At 42.2% G+C, this 16,143-nt stretch carries 16 protein-coding genes; 8 read left to right on the forward strand and 8 right to left on the reverse strand.

The window, feature by feature from the left end; genetic code table 11:
* The first annotated feature begins 5 nt into the window (after positions 1-5).
* Together UQ64_RS21095 and UQ64_RS21100 are read left to right on the forward strand one after the other, a co-directional pair.
* On the forward strand, positions 6-1,817 hold the full coding sequence (locus UQ64_RS21095; RefSeq protein WP_245238168.1) for a sensor histidine kinase: 1,812 nt from the start codon (positions 6-8) through the stop codon (positions 1,815-1,817).
* Positions 1,795-3,021, forward strand: a complete 1,227-nt coding sequence (locus UQ64_RS21100; protein WP_060625432.1) for a response regulator transcription factor — start codon at positions 1,795-1,797, stop codon at positions 3,019-3,021. The genes UQ64_RS21095 and UQ64_RS21100 overlap by 23 nt, the downstream gene beginning before the upstream one ends.
* A 244-nt stretch (positions 3,022-3,265) precedes the next feature.
* Here UQ64_RS21100 and UQ64_RS31025 read toward each other — a convergent pair whose 3' ends face one another.
* The gene (locus tag UQ64_RS31025; protein WP_156417632.1) at positions 3,266-3,427 is read right to left on the reverse strand and encodes a hypothetical protein; all 162 of its coding nucleotides are present in this window, start codon (positions 3,425-3,427) and stop codon (positions 3,266-3,268) included.
* A gap of 161 nt (positions 3,428-3,588) precedes the next feature.
* Complete coding sequence (sigK, locus tag UQ64_RS21105) at positions 3,589-4,290, reverse strand: RNA polymerase sporulation sigma factor SigK (RefSeq protein ID WP_042125228.1); 702 nt, start codon at positions 4,288-4,290, stop codon at positions 3,589-3,591.
* A gap of 487 nt (positions 4,291-4,777) precedes the next feature.
* Between sigK and nrdI the strand changes: the two genes are divergently transcribed.
* The 3 genes from nrdI to nrdF are packed head-to-tail and all read left to right on the forward strand — an operon-like array spanning position 4,778 to position 8,207.
* Positions 4,778-5,137, forward strand: coding sequence for a class Ib ribonucleoside-diphosphate reductase assembly flavoprotein NrdI (gene nrdI / locus UQ64_RS21110; RefSeq protein ID WP_060625433.1), 360 nt, complete (start codon positions 4,778-4,780; stop codon positions 5,135-5,137).
* Positions 5,124-7,208: a class 1b ribonucleoside-diphosphate reductase subunit alpha gene (gene nrdE / locus UQ64_RS21115; protein WP_060625434.1), complete on the forward strand. Its 2,085-nt coding sequence runs from the start codon at positions 5,124-5,126 to the stop codon at positions 7,206-7,208. The genes nrdI and nrdE overlap by 14 nt, the downstream gene beginning before the upstream one ends.
* 39 nt (positions 7,209-7,247) lie before the next feature.
* The gene (gene nrdF, locus UQ64_RS21120) at positions 7,248-8,207 is read left to right on the forward strand and encodes a class 1b ribonucleoside-diphosphate reductase subunit beta (protein WP_060625435.1); all 960 of its coding nucleotides are present in this window, start codon (positions 7,248-7,250) and stop codon (positions 8,205-8,207) included.
* Between the two features lie 64 nt (positions 8,208-8,271).
* Here the strand turns inward: nrdF and UQ64_RS21125 are convergent, their stop codons facing one another.
* The 5 genes from UQ64_RS21125 to UQ64_RS21145 all read right to left on the reverse strand — a co-directional run bounded on the left by UQ64_RS21125 (position 8,272) and on the right by UQ64_RS21145 (position 13,146).
* Positions 8,272-8,631: a hypothetical protein gene (locus UQ64_RS21125; RefSeq protein ID WP_060625436.1), complete on the reverse strand. Its 360-nt coding sequence runs from the start codon at positions 8,629-8,631 to the stop codon at positions 8,272-8,274.
* Positions 8,632-9,098: 467 nt separating this feature from the next.
* Entirely contained in the window at positions 9,099-9,872 is a 774-nt protein-coding gene (locus tag UQ64_RS21130; RefSeq protein ID WP_060625437.1) for an SDR family NAD(P)-dependent oxidoreductase, read from the reverse strand.
* 303 nt (positions 9,873-10,175) lie between these two features.
* A complete protein-coding gene (locus tag UQ64_RS21135) occupies positions 10,176-10,406 on the reverse strand; it encodes a hypothetical protein (protein ID WP_060625438.1) in 231 nt (76 codons plus the stop codon).
* A 5-nt stretch (positions 10,407-10,411) separates the two neighbouring features.
* Entirely contained in the window at positions 10,412-11,635 is a 1,224-nt protein-coding gene (locus tag UQ64_RS21140) for a Ger(x)C family spore germination protein (protein WP_060625439.1), read from the reverse strand.
* Positions 11,632-13,146, reverse strand: coding sequence for a spore germination protein (locus UQ64_RS21145; protein WP_060625440.1), 1,515 nt, complete (start codon positions 13,144-13,146; stop codon positions 11,632-11,634). The genes UQ64_RS21140 and UQ64_RS21145 overlap by 4 nt, the downstream gene beginning before the upstream one ends.
* A 144-nt stretch (positions 13,147-13,290) precedes the next feature.
* On the opposite strand from UQ64_RS21145, the gene UQ64_RS21150 reads away from it, so the two are divergent.
* The gene (locus tag UQ64_RS21150) at positions 13,291-14,394 is read left to right on the forward strand and encodes a GerAB/ArcD/ProY family transporter (protein ID WP_060625441.1); all 1,104 of its coding nucleotides are present in this window, start codon (positions 13,291-13,293) and stop codon (positions 14,392-14,394) included.
* Between the two features lie 80 nt (positions 14,395-14,474).
* Here UQ64_RS21150 and UQ64_RS21155 read toward each other — a convergent pair whose 3' ends face one another.
* On the reverse strand, positions 14,475-14,888 hold the full coding sequence (locus UQ64_RS21155) for a zinc ribbon domain-containing protein (RefSeq protein WP_060625442.1): 414 nt from the start codon (positions 14,886-14,888) through the stop codon (positions 14,475-14,477).
* Between the two features lie 287 nt (positions 14,889-15,175).
* Here UQ64_RS21155 and UQ64_RS21160 point away from each other — a divergent pair, with 287 nt between their 5' ends.
* On the forward strand, positions 15,176-15,394 hold the full coding sequence (locus UQ64_RS21160) for a PspC domain-containing protein (RefSeq protein WP_060625443.1): 219 nt from the start codon (positions 15,176-15,178) through the stop codon (positions 15,392-15,394).
* 47 nt (positions 15,395-15,441) lie between these two features.
* Complete coding sequence (locus UQ64_RS21165; protein ID WP_060625444.1) at positions 15,442-16,125, forward strand: PspA/IM30 family protein; 684 nt, start codon at positions 15,442-15,444, stop codon at positions 16,123-16,125.
* Positions 16,126-16,143: the final 18 nt, after the last annotated feature.

A 16,143-nucleotide genomic window follows, 5' to 3' on the forward strand; every position in this document is an offset into this window, starting at 1 on the left:
AAATAATGAAATCGATTAATGCCAGGATCATTCTCTCTCTCTCTCTCGTAATTGGACTATCCCTAATCAGCTTAGGCGTTATCAGTTATCAAATCTTCTCGAGATTCACTGAAAATGACATGATTAAACACGTCACCTCCGTAACGGCGCAGACGAATCAAAGTCTAGATCTCTATTTAAGCGAAATCAAAGACTCCTTGCATTTCCTTTCCGTCGATAAGGATTTAATCTCTAATCTGCAAGATTCCATATCTAAAAACAGTTATGCCATAGAGCACGATCAAATCCGGGTAAGAATAACTGAGCTCCTATACAACATATTTGCCGAGAAGAGCGATATTCGCGGATACTTTATTTATAATAACGACTATAAGATTTCCTTTATTAATAACAAAGCGCTGATTGGATACGATTCTCCTTTTCTTAACAAGGTATGGGCTGATTTCAAGAATACTCAGTATGCGTTGCAAACCCGCTTTTATGGCTCCCATAAGCCCGATTATTATGAAAGCAGTTACAATAAAACCGATGGTAACGTTATTACGATAGCCGCCAATATTAAGGATGCTTACGACCCTTCGAACTCTACGTTATATGGGGTCGCCATATTCGATTACAACATTAGCAAGCTCAAACGCATCTATGACCAAATTCAAACCCAAACAGGCATTGAATCTATTATCGTCGATGACCAGCAACAATTTATCTATCAGACCGATCCGTCTCTTACCTTATCGAGCTCTTCCATGGAGAAACTATTCGAGCATTCCTCCGGTTACTGGACGGAGAACATCGGAGGCGGCAAGAGTTTGATTTCCTATTCCACCTCAGATGTAACCGGTTGGAAGACCGTTAGCATGCTCTCCTTCGCGCAACTCGACCAAAATTTAAAGCTTATCCGTAATACAACGCTTACTCTACTTGCCATAATGGCTACGCTCACGATTTTATTCGCATCGGCAATGACGATTCGAACGAATAAGCCGATATTGGTTCTTGTGAAATTCATCAAGAACGTCGGCAAAGGTAACCTTAATCTCCGTCTGGAAAGGAAAACGAAATACGAAGAATTCTCGGTGCTAAATCGCGGAATCAACGATATGTTGGATAAAATCAATGAACTGATCGAGGAATCCGTGAAACGCCAGCTACTCCAAAAAGAAGCCGAATATGATGCACTCCAGTCCAAAATGGATCCGCATTTTCTTTACAATACGTTGCAATCCATTTCATCTCTCTCTATTCTAGGTCGTAATGCGGACATAGAAAAAGTCACGTACGCCTTGCGGGACATGTTGCATTATTCGCTATATCGTCAGAATGATATGGTACCCATTCAATCCGAGGTTCGTTCCGTAGAAAACTATCTTAACATCCAAAATATTCGATACGATGGCAAAATCCGCTTCGAATTTCATGCCGACGATGACGTCCTCTACTATTCCATCAATAAATTCACGCTTCAACCTCTTATTGAGAACGCAATTTATCACGGGGTCGAAGGAATCGATGGAGATTGGTTAATCAGTATTCGTATTACCAAACAATCCGAAGAAGTGAGAATTAAAATATCCGACAATGGAATTGGAATGACGCCTGAACGGCTTCTTGATTTACGATCCCAATTATCCAATAAGAATTTGCGTACAGGAAGAATCGGATTATTCAGTGTAGCAGATCGTTTAGAGCTCAAATTCGGCCCAAGCGCAACTCTGGAGATCGATAGCATACAACATGAGGGGACAATCATCGTTCTGACGATACCCCAGCATTATACGGAAAGAGGCGATCAACATGACGACGGTACTACTAATTGATGATGAACCGCTAACTACCCAAGCCATTCGTCAAATTCTTCAAGTTCACTTTCCATCGATCGATATTATTGGAGAAGTTACGAACGGTGATAAAGCCTGGGATTCTATTCTGAGGAGAACGCCGGATTTCATCATTAGCGATATTCGCATGCCCCATATGGATGGACTGCAATTAATGGAGAGGATACGCGAGGCAGGCTTGTCCGTCAAAGTCATCTTAATTAGCGCTTATGACGATTTCGAATACGCGAGGAGAGCTATTTCTCTTGGCGCTTTCGGATACATGGTCAAACCTTTCATGCAAAACGAGCTCATTCAGGAAGTAAGTCGCGTATGCAATGAGATCGAAACGGAACTCGCACATAAACAAGACATTTCTAAGATCATTCCTTTCGTAGAAGAGAATATGATTAGGAAGTTGCTTGTAGGCAAGCTCAAGCAAGGCGATCTCAACCTGTTAATAAATTTATCGGGCGGCGACTGGAACCAATATGTTCTAACGATTTTCCGATTCAATCGCACCTCCGAAAATAAAGAGATTCTCGAAGAAATCGTTAAGATCAGCATGTCCGAAGAGATCAACAGCCTATTTGCGAAACATGGTTGCCGCGTCGTGAGTTTTTTTCAAAATGAAAACGAATTGGTTGTCCTACATACACCTAAATTGGACGATATTCCGATCTTACAGGTTTGTCTTGAGACATTGTCCAAATATACGGAAGTTACAATTCTAACCGGTAGTTGCAGAATGAACTTCACGCTTGAACAAATATCGTTTGCTTATGTGGAAGCCGATAAAAACCTTATCGAGTCCTATACGAGTTCAGTCATCACTCTCCCAGACCACGATCTTTCATCGAATGAAAAAGAAGATTATCATTCCGAACTTATGACAAGAGCAGTGGAATACTGCAAAAAGGAATTTACGAAGGATATCAGTCTGCAAAAGATATCCGATCACCTAAATCTCAATAAATACTATTTCTGCACCTTATTTAAGTCGCACTTTAATTTAACCTTCTGGGAGTATATCACGGATCTACGTATCGGATATTCCAAAGAGCTTCTTTCTCTCACAAACGAGAAAACAACGGAAATATCCGAAAAATGCGGTTATCTTAACATAAGCCACTTTGGAAAAATATTCAAGAAGACGACCGGTTTAACTCCCGCTGAATATCGCAAGCAGCATCAGACGAAATAATGGATTAGAAACAAAAAAACCGTCCTAAGATGGAACTAGGACGGTTTTTCTATCACCAATAAATGAAACAAATGCAATTTCTCCTCTGCTAATCGCAGTCTCCATTTGGATCCGCTGCCCTTCCGACGCGGATTGTAAATATTCTCAACTTTTCTATTCGGTCCAGCATCATATTAAATCCGTTGTTTAGTACGCAAAATTCATATGATGTTGTTGTGTGTCATATCGGCTGATGTTGCATAGACTAGAAGATTATTTGATCAACAAGCAACACTAAATCTCCCGAATTCAGAACTGATTGATCAATAATGTCCCTAATTTTGGTGAAATCTACATCCACTAAACTTATGGCAAGGTTAGACGTGCTTAAAGAGACGACCAGCAGAATAGATCTCAACCATTCCATAATCATCCTTCCCGTTTAGAATAACTCCGGAAAAGGAAGAATGCCTGTGAAAGGTTCGGCTGATTATCGAAATCTTGAACAACAAAATAAAAAAACCTCCTTACTCTTCCAAGGAGGCGAACAAATCTACGTATACTTCAACAAAGCTAAATAACTTAAAATTACCGCTTCGCCTTATAAAACTCATGATAAAGCTTCATCAGCGCCCTTTTTTCTATTCTCGACACATAACTCCGCGAGATTCCAAGCTCCTTCGCAATCTCCCTCTGCGTCCTCTCTTCTCCACCCGTGTCTAATCCAAAGCGGCCCACTACGACTTCTTTTTCCCGGTCATCCAGAATATCAAGGTTACGATAAATCTTGCTCTTCTCAATCTTAAGATCTACTTCTTTAATGACATCATCAGCCTCAGAGCCGAGGATATCGATAAGTGTAATTTCATTACCTTCCTTGTCTGTCCCAATCGGATCGTGCAGGGACACGTCTTTCCGTGTTTTCTTTAAAGATCTAAGGTGCATCAGGATTTCGTTTTCAATACAACGGGCAGCAAAAGTGGCCAGCTTTGTCCCTTTGTTCGGACGGTAGCTCTCGATAGCTTTAATCAAGCCGATTGTGCCGATGGAGATTAAATCCTCCATGTCTTCTCCGGTGTTGTCGAATTTTTTTACTATATGGGCGACAAGTCTTAAATTGTGCTCAATAAGCAAATTTCGGGCTTTAGCATCCCCTTCAGCCATCATGCCTAAGTATTTGCTTTCCTCCTGCTCCGAGAGCGGCTGTGGAAATGCGTTGTTCCTTACGTAGGATACCAGCAACGTCAGTTCTTTGATTAGCAACGCGATCGTACTTAAGAATCCAGGCAACTTGGCGACACCTCCCGCACTTGTACAATGAAACCGATCTGTTAGCCTTACGGGTTCATGGTCATCTTATTGTATGTGGGTAGATGCCTAGAAGTGCATGTACGGGGGAAATTGTACAACCCCATTGTTAGTCTCTCCGCTTTAGCTTCATTAATGATCTCATCCATCTGCTCCCAGTTCTGCTCAACAGGGCAACGCTAGTTTGTCATGATAAAAAAGATGCAGCAAGATTCAGCACGAAAAACAGTACAGCTGCCTCAGCAAACTGCAATAACCTGCGTATTTTCGGGATATCAACACTTTAGTAGAGCGTTTACTAGACCAGTTTCCAACTAGTTAGGAAGCACTTTTCATGTTGACTTTTCAACATATAGTGATTAAAATAAACAACGCACACTAAATATAGTATGCATATGATTTTCCAGTATTTATAGCTTATCTATTCAATCTTTATAGTAGTTTCAATATATACAGGGGGAGAGACTCCATGCTAGTCGCATATGATTCGAAAACGGGAAACGTCAAACGCTTCATTGGTAAGCTTAAGCTGCCAGCTGTGCAGATTGAAGAGCATATGACCATTGACGAGCCCTATGTGCTTATTACATACACCACCGGCTTTGGACAGATTCCAGAGAAGGTGTCTACTTTCTTGAAGAACAATTATTCCAATTTGAAAGGCATCGCCGCCAGCGGCAACAAAAACTGGGGCGAGCTGTTCGCGCATAGCGCAGACTTGATAGCAGATCGGTACGACGTACCCGTTATCGGTAAATTTGAGCTATCAGGCACATTTGGCGATGTAGAACGAATTAAACAGGAGGTGAGCCGGGTTGCGGCATATTGAACTAAACAACATGTTGATGAAGAGAGACGAAAGTGGTTTCTTTCAATTAGATAAAGACCTTGAGGCAGTAGCCGAATTTATGCGGGATGTAGAACGGCGAAGCTTGGTTTTTGCGAATACAAAAGCCAAGGTTGATTATATGATTGAACAGGATTTCTACGAAAATTTTTACGAGCAGTACAGCGTGGCTGAAATTGAGGAAGTTTACCAAATTACCCATGCTTACAACTTCAGTTTTCCATCTTATATGGCAGCTTCGAAGTTCTACACAGATTACGCTGTAAAAACCAATGACCGTAAGCAATATCTGGAGCATTATCCGGACCGTGTGGCGGCAGTTGCCCTTCACCTAGGACGCGGCAACTCCGATACTGCCGGCACGCTTGCCCGTTCGATGATGGAGCAGCGCCTACAACCTGCGACCCCAACCTTCTTAAATGCCGGCAAAAGCCGTCGCGGTGAGCTTGTCTCTTGCTTCCTTATCGAAATGGACGATTCGCTTAATTCGATCAACTATGTGCTCAATACCTGCATGCAGCTGTCGAAGATCGGCGGTGGCGTAGCCGTCAATCTGTCCAAGCTTCGCTCCCGCGGGGAGACAATCAAAGGGGTCGAAGATGCGGCCAAGGGCATTATACCTGTGCTCAAGCTGATGGAAGACGGCTTCTCCTATGCGGACCAGATGGGTCAACGTAAAGGCTCTGGAGCCGCCTACTATAACATTTTTGGATGGGATGTTCTTGAATTTCTCGACAGTAAGAAGATCAACGCCGACGAAAAAACAAGACTTAAAACCCTGTCCATTGGTCTGATCATTCCGAATCGCTTCTATAAGCTGGCGAAGGAGAATGAACCGCTCCATGTATTTGCCCCTTACAGTGTGTACAAGGCCTACGGCACGCATCTTGATGACATGGATTTGGATGATATGTACGATAAGCTGCTAGCTGATCCACGTGTCAAAAAGAAAAAGGCCATGAGTGCACGGGATATGCTGACCAAAATCGCCATGATCCAGCTGGAATCTGGCTATCCATATATTATGAACAAGAGCAATGCCAATGAGGCCCATGCCCTGAAAAATGTCGGACAGATTAAAATGTCCAACCTCTGCACGGAAATCTTCCAGTTGCAGGAGACCTCAGAAATTGCTGACTACGGACAGGAGAATACCATCCGCCGTGATGTAAGCTGCAATCTGGCTTCCTTGAACATTGTCAACGTGATGGAGCATGGCAAAATCCGTGAATCGGTACATGAAGGCATGATCGCCCTGACTGCAGTCAGCGATATGACCAGCATTTCCAATGCCCCAGGCGTAGCCAAAGCTAACAAAGAGATGCACTCGGTCGGTCTTGGCGTCATGAATCTGCACGGCTATTTGGCCAAGAATAAGATCGCTTATGAAAGCGAACAAGCTCGCGATTTTGCCCGGACCTTCTTCATGACCATGAACTACCATTCACTGGAGAAAAGCATGGAGATCGCTGCTGCAACCGGCCGATCTTTCCATGGGTTTGAGGCTTCTGATTATGCTACAGGAGCTTATTTCGAGCGTTACCTGACTACGGATTACCGCCCTGTAACGCCAAGAGTACAAGAGCTGTTCGGAGATATTTTCATCCCGTCCCCTGCGGAGTGGGAACAACTGCGGGATGCAGTAAAAGCAAATGGTCTGTACCATGCTTACCGTTTGGCAATTGCGCCAACAGCCAGCATTTCCTATATTCAAAATGCTACTTCAAGCGTTATGCCTATTGTAGAGCAAATTGAGACCCGGACTTATGCCAATTCAACGACTTACTATCCGATGCCGTATCTGCGGCCGGATAATGTATTTTTCTATAAATCGGCTTACCAAATGGACCAATTCAAGGTGATCGATCTGATCGCGGAAATTCAGCCCCATATCGACCAGGGCATCTCGACCGTACTGCATGTGAACAGTGATGTCTCAACCAGAGAACTGGCCCGCTCCTATCTGTATGCGGCGCATAAAGGCCTGAAGTCGCTGTATTACACCCGGACCAAAAAACTGTCCGTCGAGGAATGCCTCACCTGCTCGATCTAACTGGAAGGCTATAGCCGCAGAAAAGGAGATTGCAATATTATGACCGCTATCCAAGCCGTGAACTGGAACCGTCCCGACGACGATTTCTCATTGATGTTCTGGAATCAGAACATTATGCAATTCTGGACGGACGATGAAATTCCATTATCCGATGATAAAATGTCCTGGCTCACGCTCAGTGAGCAAGAAAAAGACTCCTATATGAAAGTGCTCGGTGGCCTGACGCTGCTGGATACGATTCAAGGCGGAGTAGGTATGCCGCAGATTATGGAGCATGTCGAAGGCCTTCAGCGCAAGGCTGTGCTTGGCTTTATGGGTATGATGGAACAGATTCACGCCAAATCGTACAGCAGTATTTTCACCACTTTGTCCTCCACGGAGGAGATTGACAGTGTGTTCCGCTGGGTAGAAGAGAACCCTTACCTGCAGTTCAAGGCGGAGACCATATCACAATATTACAAAAAAATAGAGTCACCCAAAGACCTGTACCTTGCCATGGCAGCCTCAGTGCTGCTCGAAAGCTACTTGTTCTACAGTGGCTTCTTCTACCCGCTTTATCTAGCTGGCCAAGGCAAAATGACCTGCAGCGGTGAGATCATCGACCTTATTCTGCGGGATGAGAGCATCCATGGAGTATATGTCGGTGTGCTGGCGCAGGAGATCTTTGACGGGCTACCAGATGACGAGCAGCGTGAGCTACACCAGAAGCTGGTAAACCTCCTTAGACTGCTCCATGAGAATGAAGAACGTTATACCGAGCAGATCTACGCTCCCATCGGACTGGTGGACGAGGTCAAGACCTTCCTTAGATACAATGCTAACAAAGCCATGATGAATCTGGGGCAGGATCCGCTATTCGACGAGGAAGAGATCAACCCGATTGTTCAGAATGGCATCAGTACCCACACCAAGCAGCATGACTTCTTCTCGAAAAAAGGTAACGGATACGTCCGGGCGCTTAACGTGGAGCCGCTGAAGGATGAAGATTTTCAATTTTAAATATAGATAAAGCAAAAAGTGCGGAGAAAATTCTCCGCACTTTTTGCTAACTTTCATAATTAGATTATTGCAAACTTTTCAGGTATGTTCTAGCTTCTTCGTAGGTATCGTAAGCATCTGCAAAATCTCTACCAAAAATACGTTTCAATTGCATCTTCCAAATTGGATTTTTAGTTACATAAGCCCATCCTGCTTGACCAGCTTCACTCGCCATCGCACCTGTAGGGGCTAGCATAGCTGCAACCTCAGGAGAAAGTACACTTTTAGAATCAGTTACATCAGTTGTTCCTGTAAATTTAGGTTTAACAAGCTTCATGATATTTTCAAAATCTTTCAGGTATCCTGGAACATCTTCAGCTGAAAAATCAATAGATATTACATCGATATGGTTCTCATTTTGGTTGTACTTAATTGTGTATGACATAATTATTTTTCCTCCAAGTTTTAAAGTTATTTTTTACTAATAGAGATGAAATGTATGTAACTTCACAGACAAAAAATACCCGCCCCATGCTTTTTCAGGGCGACGACATCTACTTCCTGTATCGTTTTTATAACAACACCCTTTCTAGAATATTAACTAATACATATTACCTATATTATTATCGACAAATTTCTTTTTTTATTTATATTAAAATACAAATTTCTACAAATTCCAACATATTCATGGTCATATTTTCCTTAATTCATTCATTTTTGTGTATCTACTGTCTCTCTTGCAACCATTCAATTTGCCAACATACGAAGAATCTGTTTTTTAGACAACTAAAAAAAGCTCTGCGTGCGACTTCCGATTCCAATCCAGTCATCCTTCAGGTTTTTGGAATCAGAATACGCCGCAAAGCCTCAAATACTATATTTTAGCTGTTATATAAGTAAATCAATCCGTGATTACTTTGTTGCGGAATAGCCCCCGTCAATCACATGTGCTGTACCTGTAATAAACGAAGCCTCATCACTTAGTAGGAAGCATGCAAACGCAGCTACTTCCTCAGGCGTACCGTATCTACCCAGAGCCGTTCCAGAAGCGATAAGAGATTGAAGCATCTCTACATCATCAGACAACAGCTTTTCATATCTGTTCATGGTTGGTGTAGGGATAGGTCCTGGGCAAAGGGCATTTACTCTAATGTTACGGTGACCCACTTCTTTGGCAACCGATTTAGTCATCCCCACAATAGCATGTTTACTTGCTGAATAAGCTGCATCATTGGCCATCCCGATAAAAACACCATGCAAAGAGGAGCAGTTTAGAACGGAAGCTCCAGATTTCATATGAGGTAATGTATAATGCAACATGTAGAATTGGCTAGTGAGATTTGTCTGAATCACTTTTTGAAACAACAACGGATCATAGTCTATAACATCCGTATTGTCTCCTGTAATTGCTGAGTTATTATATAGGCAATCAATTTTCCCATAAGCTGCTAATGTTTGATCTACGATATTTTTGCAGTCTGCTTCGAGAGAAACATCTGACCGAACAAACATCGCTTCCCCACCTAGAGCCTTGATTTCCTCAACTGTGTTAGCGCCGGCATCTGATCGATTGGCAACTACTACAGTACCGCCCTCTCTTGCTACTCTTAAGGCTGTAGCTTTTCCGATTCCAGTACCTGCACCTGTAATAATAACTACTTTGTTCTCAAATCTGTTGCTACTCATATGCGCACCACTTTCTTATGTCTTTTTCAGGAGGAGGATTCGAACCTCATAGACCCTAATATCGCCTGATGCAATATGGATTGGAACATTTTTGCAGAAAAATCGACAAAATTATCCTCTATATGACAACTTTATTGTATTTAATTGTATATAGCAATCAATATTTTAATCTGCTTTTACAACAAATGAGAATTTGGTTTTGATCGTCATAAAAAATACACCCCTTAGAATTTCATCAGATAAACCAGAAGCTTTATCCGATGCTTATTCTAAGGGGTTTGATAATTTGTAAATCCGTCGTTGTTAATGAAACCATACTCCAAATAAATTATTTATTGGCTTATAGATAAGAATAATCAGAAACAGAGGACTCGGGATGTTCAATTTTAACAACGCACATACGGTCGCGCCAAGACCCAATATCCAAAATACAAAATATACGCTAAGATCACGCACTCGGCGCTTTTGCATTAATTTAGGCAAATCAAGTGCCATACAACCTACAGCAAGCACCAAAAAAAACAATAACACCATTTGACTCACTCCTTGATTTTCTCAAGAAAAGAATTATCTGTTAGACCTACGCGGTTAATAACTACTGAGGCACTGTAATGGATGGGCAATGATTTAAGGTAATCGTCGCCCTTTTTTTGCTGCAGCTTTGCCCAAGCTTTAGGATTGGCATGGTAAATCGATTGTCCAAATCCCATAATATCAACATTGAAGCGATTATTTACTTGCTCTACAGTGTTTTGCATTCGCTCAATAATCCGTTTCTCTGTTTCCTTTTCCAAACGTTTGATAGTGCTTTCCGATTCCAAATTCTCTGCACTTTGCACTTCTTCAATATTACAAAGCGTCTTAACACTAAGGTAAATATGCGGCTCTCCATCAATAATTTTCACTTTGCGTTTGGTTGAAGCCTGGAGCGCTTCGATAACAATGGGCTTTCCGTCTTCCCCTGCTATCGAACCAGAATGTGAGGTTACCTTATCGTTGATATAATTGTAACCAATCGTTTCTCTCTCGTTTAGCCAACCGATCAGTTTGTCTTTTTTGAACACAGCTACAGTATGGTATTCCAATCTCGCCTTAGGCATAGTTCGCTCTACATTGCTTTTATCTTCCCCCTCTTTGGGATCTCCCATAACTTCCACTCCGGTCAATACAGGATTATCACCTTGCGACAATAAATTTTCAATGAAATCATCCAGCGTGACAGCGACTGTTTTTGCTGAATTTTTATAAGAATTATCTAGGGAACTAAATAATTTGTTCGCTGGTAATTTATCCATAGGTGTAAGGACATTCAAGACATCGCTGGCGGTTGTATCTCTGGCAACCATAACGTAGAAATCCATACGGGGTTCCCGACTTCTTTTAAATACATCCAATATCTCGCCAACTCCAGAGCGGGCAAGTTCCTCCCCAATAACCAACACCCGGATATGACCGAGATAACTCGTCCTAGAACTATCCAGATTCAACTTACGCTGTGCATCATAAAACGTAGGTACTGTAAATTTATAAACAACCACCGGGACACCATTGCCTCCCCCTCCTCCACTCGCTTGCGAGGAAATCGCAGATGGAATAACGACCTGCATCGAAACTGTATAGCCAGTTTCAGCCTTGTCAATCCCTATCCCCAGGACAAAAGCTACCTCATTCAGCTCCTTTCTTTCCCAACAGCCACTTAGCAACACCGTAAATTGGAGAGCTAACATCAACCGGAGAACGCCTTTAACTATTTTCTTATTCATTTTATTGATTCCTCATCACTGGATGTGCTTTGACGAAACAGGTTCTGCGTCTTATTCTCAGCAGGTCTTGTCTTTAAAAAAGGCCACGGAAAGCGAAAAATAGAGTCTTTTAAATCTTTTGAATTATAAGGTCCGAGTGGACTCATATAAGGCATTCCGAAAGAACGTAAACTCGACAAATGCAGTACGATGATAAAAATACCGAATAGAATTCCATATAAGCCGATAAAACCGGCCAAAGCTATAAGTAAAAAACGGATCATCCGCGCAGCTATGGACATTCCTGACTCCGGAATAACAAAACTGGAAATGGCTGTAAGCGATACTATAATGACCATTGCAGATGAAATAAAACCCGCTGCAACCGCAGCTTGCCCAATCACCAACGTTCCGACAATGGATATCGCCTGTCCGATATTTTTGGGTATCCGCACCCCGGCCTCCCGCAAAATCTCATAAGTCATTTCCATGATCAGTGCCTCGACAAAAGCAGGAAAAGGAACACTCTCCCGTTGGGCGGCTAAACTAATTACAAGGTTGGTCGGTATCATCTCCTGATGATAAGTAGTAATCGCAACATACATTGAAGGTGCAAGCAAAGTAATAAAAAATGAAATAAAACGAACTAATCTTAGCAATGTTCCAATATCAGCCCTTTGGTAATAATCCTCAGCAGACTGGAAAAATGCCACAAAAAAGGTGGGCACTAACAGAACAAAAGGAGTTCCATCGACAAGAATAGCCACTTTTCCTTCCAAAATACCCGCTGCAATCGTATCCGGACGATCACTGTTGTATACGGTAGGAAAAGGTGTAACTGCCGTCTCTTGAATAAACTCTTCAATATATCCACTCTCAAGAATACTGTCCGTATCAATTCTATTCAGACGGCGTTTTACTTCTTGTACCAACTCCTTATTCGCGATGTTGCTTAGATACATAATGGATACGCTGGTTTGAGTCACCCTTCCGATCTGAACGGTTTCCAGCCATAAATGGCTATCTTTGATTTTTCGCCTAACCAGTGCCGTATTTGTCCGCAGATTCTCAGTGAATCCTTCCATTGGACCTCGAACAACCGATTGGGAACTAGGCTCTCCTACATTGCGATCTTCCCAGCCAGGTAAGCCAATCCGGAGAGCGGTGGATGTCCCATCAAGCAGCAGCATTACATTACCGGACAACAATTCGTGTACAAATTGGTTGTAATCAACGATGACGGTTAGATCACCGGCTATTAATATCTGTTTCTTAATGATCTCAATCTTCTGCTCAGGCTCAATTTTCCCCAGCTGTTCATAAGGAATATGTTCCTGCAAAGAATACAAAATTGAATTATGCAGCACCTGAGTATCCACAAGACCATCTATGTAAATCAAAGAAATATGAGTATTTTCTTCTATCTGCAACTCTTTTATCACTACATCAGAGCTTTTACCCATCAATTGGTACAAATTAGTAATATTAACTTCTAACCGACTTGATAAACTACCAATCTCCGTGTCTTTCATGATGCAGCCTCCACTTCCCAAAGATAGATGAGTATAGTTTGATGTTAATTTTGATAATTATTCCTTTCTGATTAAAACTCGGGATGGCATAATTCTGGTAACTACAACCATACTAAAAACTAGTCAATAAATTGTAGGGGGTATATGAGTTTGGAGAAAGATCGAATTAGTACCAATCAAATGATTATACTCGGGCTATTTACATTTGTTGGGGATATGGTGCTTGTGTATCCAGCGTTAATGATATCAGGAGCAAAACAAGATGCATGGATTGTTGCTTTGATAAGTATTCCTTTAGGTTTGGCGACCATAAAACTGTTGCTCTGCTTAGCAGACCTTGAACCAAACAAGAATATTATCGAGCTTAGCCTACAAATTTTAGGAAAATGGGCCGGAACTGCTGTAGCCTTGTTCTATTTAGGGTTCTTCCTGATTGCCGCCTCCACATACATAAGAGAAATTGAAGATTTCATGTGTACACAGATTTACGAGAAAACACCCGGTGGGGTTATCCGTTTCATGGCCATATTCCTGCTGGTTTATGGCGTACGACTTGGTCTGGAGACATTGGGACGGGCAGCTCAGCTATTTTTCCCTTTGTTTGCAGTTTTTTTGATCGGTCTGCTGCTTCTGCTGACTCCCGATGTCAAAATGGAACGTTTATACCCCATCATGAATACACCAGTACCGGACATGCTTCATACTTTGATGTATGGTGTTTTTTATCCATTTGGCGAATTGTGTGTGTTTCTTATGATATATCCCTATGCTCAGAAGAATAGCAAAACAAGCCGGAATATTTTCATAGCTCTGATCATCGGAGCTCTGGGACTAAACCTCATCCTATTTATTTCACTTACCGTTCTTGGTGTTCACGCTTCTGAACATCAATTTTATGCCGCTTATATTCTTGCTCAAAAAATTAATATTGCTAATTCTCTGCAACGTATCGAAGCGCTTATGGCTACAGCATGGATTATCAGCACGTACTTCAAAACAGCCATTTATTACTATGCTTTAACCTTAGGTACAGCCCAATTATTTAAACTCAAAAGCCACCGTCCTCTGATTATACCCACTGGATTTTTGTTATTTGGTATGTCACAGCTGATTGCCAAAAACATCATTTTCTATGTAAAGGAAATCCCCGCCTACTGGGTAGATTGGGATTTCACCTGTGCATTTGTTCTGCCGCTTATGTTGCTAATTGTGTATTATTTCAAAAAACGTCATGCTGCTAAAGTTTAAGCGACCTCTCACCCTATAAATATCAAAAGGACAGCTATTGAGCTGTCCTTTTGTTCATGAATTTCTTACATGTAGTAGATTTATTCCTTCTTATCCAAAGTAATCGACGATGGGGTTACATCACGAATAGGTTCATTGGATGCTTCAAAAGTTGATCCGCAGCTCGGGCAGAAACGTGCCTCGATTGCCACATTGCCACCGCATGCTTTACACTGCTTCACATCGGACAAACCAGCAATTTGCTGCAGATTGACATCAATCTCCGATTTCAGTTCAAGGATACGGGAAATATTCTTCTCGATCTGCTCACTCGGCAGTGGTCCTGCACCTTGAGTTACAGCTTCAAACAACAGTTTACCCATTACCTGATACTGCTGATCAATGTCATTCTGCTTGCTATTGTTCTGTAATTTCAAACGATTGATCTCCACCACTGTCTTTGCTTTATTCCCAGCCTCGCTCACGCCTGCCTTTACCTTGTTAAAAAAGCTCATATTCAGCCCCCAATTCCGTAGTAGTCATATCTAAGCATATTTCGACACCACCACAAATATTCCTTTCTTTATTGTACCTAACTTCAACCGCAATTTGTAGTTCATCCACAATCAAGAACTTATTTCCCCCGCCTTCCTGCGGGAACGAACCTCGACTCAGGTCTGGTATTTAAAACCGCCTTCAGTCCGTTTTGCCGCATTCAAAAAGGCTATACAATGAGTACATAAGCAAGCGGGTTGCAAGATTCAATCACAATCACCCCCATAAGAGAGGATGACAATAATAAATGAAAAAATTATATCGTTCCAGAAGTGACCAGAAGATTAGTGGTGTATGCGGAGGTCTTGCTATTTGGTCAGGCATCGATGCCACAATACTCCGTCTCGTGGCCGTTGCTGCAGCATTTTTCAGTTTTGGCACAGTACTTATCTTTTACTTTATCGCCAGCATCATCGTCCCCAAAGAACCTTTTAGCAGCTTTTCGGATGGACATAATTTCTATTAACAGATCGTCATTTAATACCAATCAAACATACTAAGGAGAGATACACTATGAGTTTATTCAAAAGAATTTCCACCCTCACCAAAGCTGCCCTACACGAAGGTCTAAATAAATTAGAAAACCCGGTACTATTGACTGGTCAGTATCTACGCGATCTTGAGAACGAAATAGCTACGGCAGAACGCAATGAGCGTGATTTGAAAGTTACAGCGACTGTATTGGAACGTCGTAAGCAAGAATACACTCAGTTGATAGAGCAAAGTGAAGCTGAAGCCGTTCAGGCGGTTGAGCAAGGAAATGAAGAAAGAGCACGCCTTGCACTCATGGCCAAGCTGCGGTATGCAGAACAGCTGGATGAGAGTATCAATAGTCAGGCACAAACTCAGCACTCCCTGGCAGAGCTGGAGATCAATATCGCTAGAGCTAAAGAAGAGCGCGAACATCTTAAAGCGAAAAGAACTGAACTTATCGCTCGTGCTCAACAAGCTACAGAAACACTAAGCTCGGCTCCTCATAGTAACAGTGTAAAAGGACCGAATGTGGGTACTGCTTCACGTGGCTTCGAACGAATGGAAGAGAAAATTTTCGAGTGGGAAGCTCTGGCGGAAAACTCCAAGTATAAATCCAACTCAGGCGCAGGCGTAGCATCGTCCATTGATCCCAACCTTCGTAGTGCAGTTGATGATGAAATTGAACGTATCCGCAACCGGAAAATTAATACCGACAAAAAATAAATATAATAACAAGTCCCT

The sequence above is a fragment of the Paenibacillus etheri genome (genome assembly GCF_001012825.1).
GTDB lineage: Bacteria > Bacillota > Bacilli > Paenibacillales > Paenibacillaceae > Paenibacillus_AQ > Paenibacillus_AQ etheri.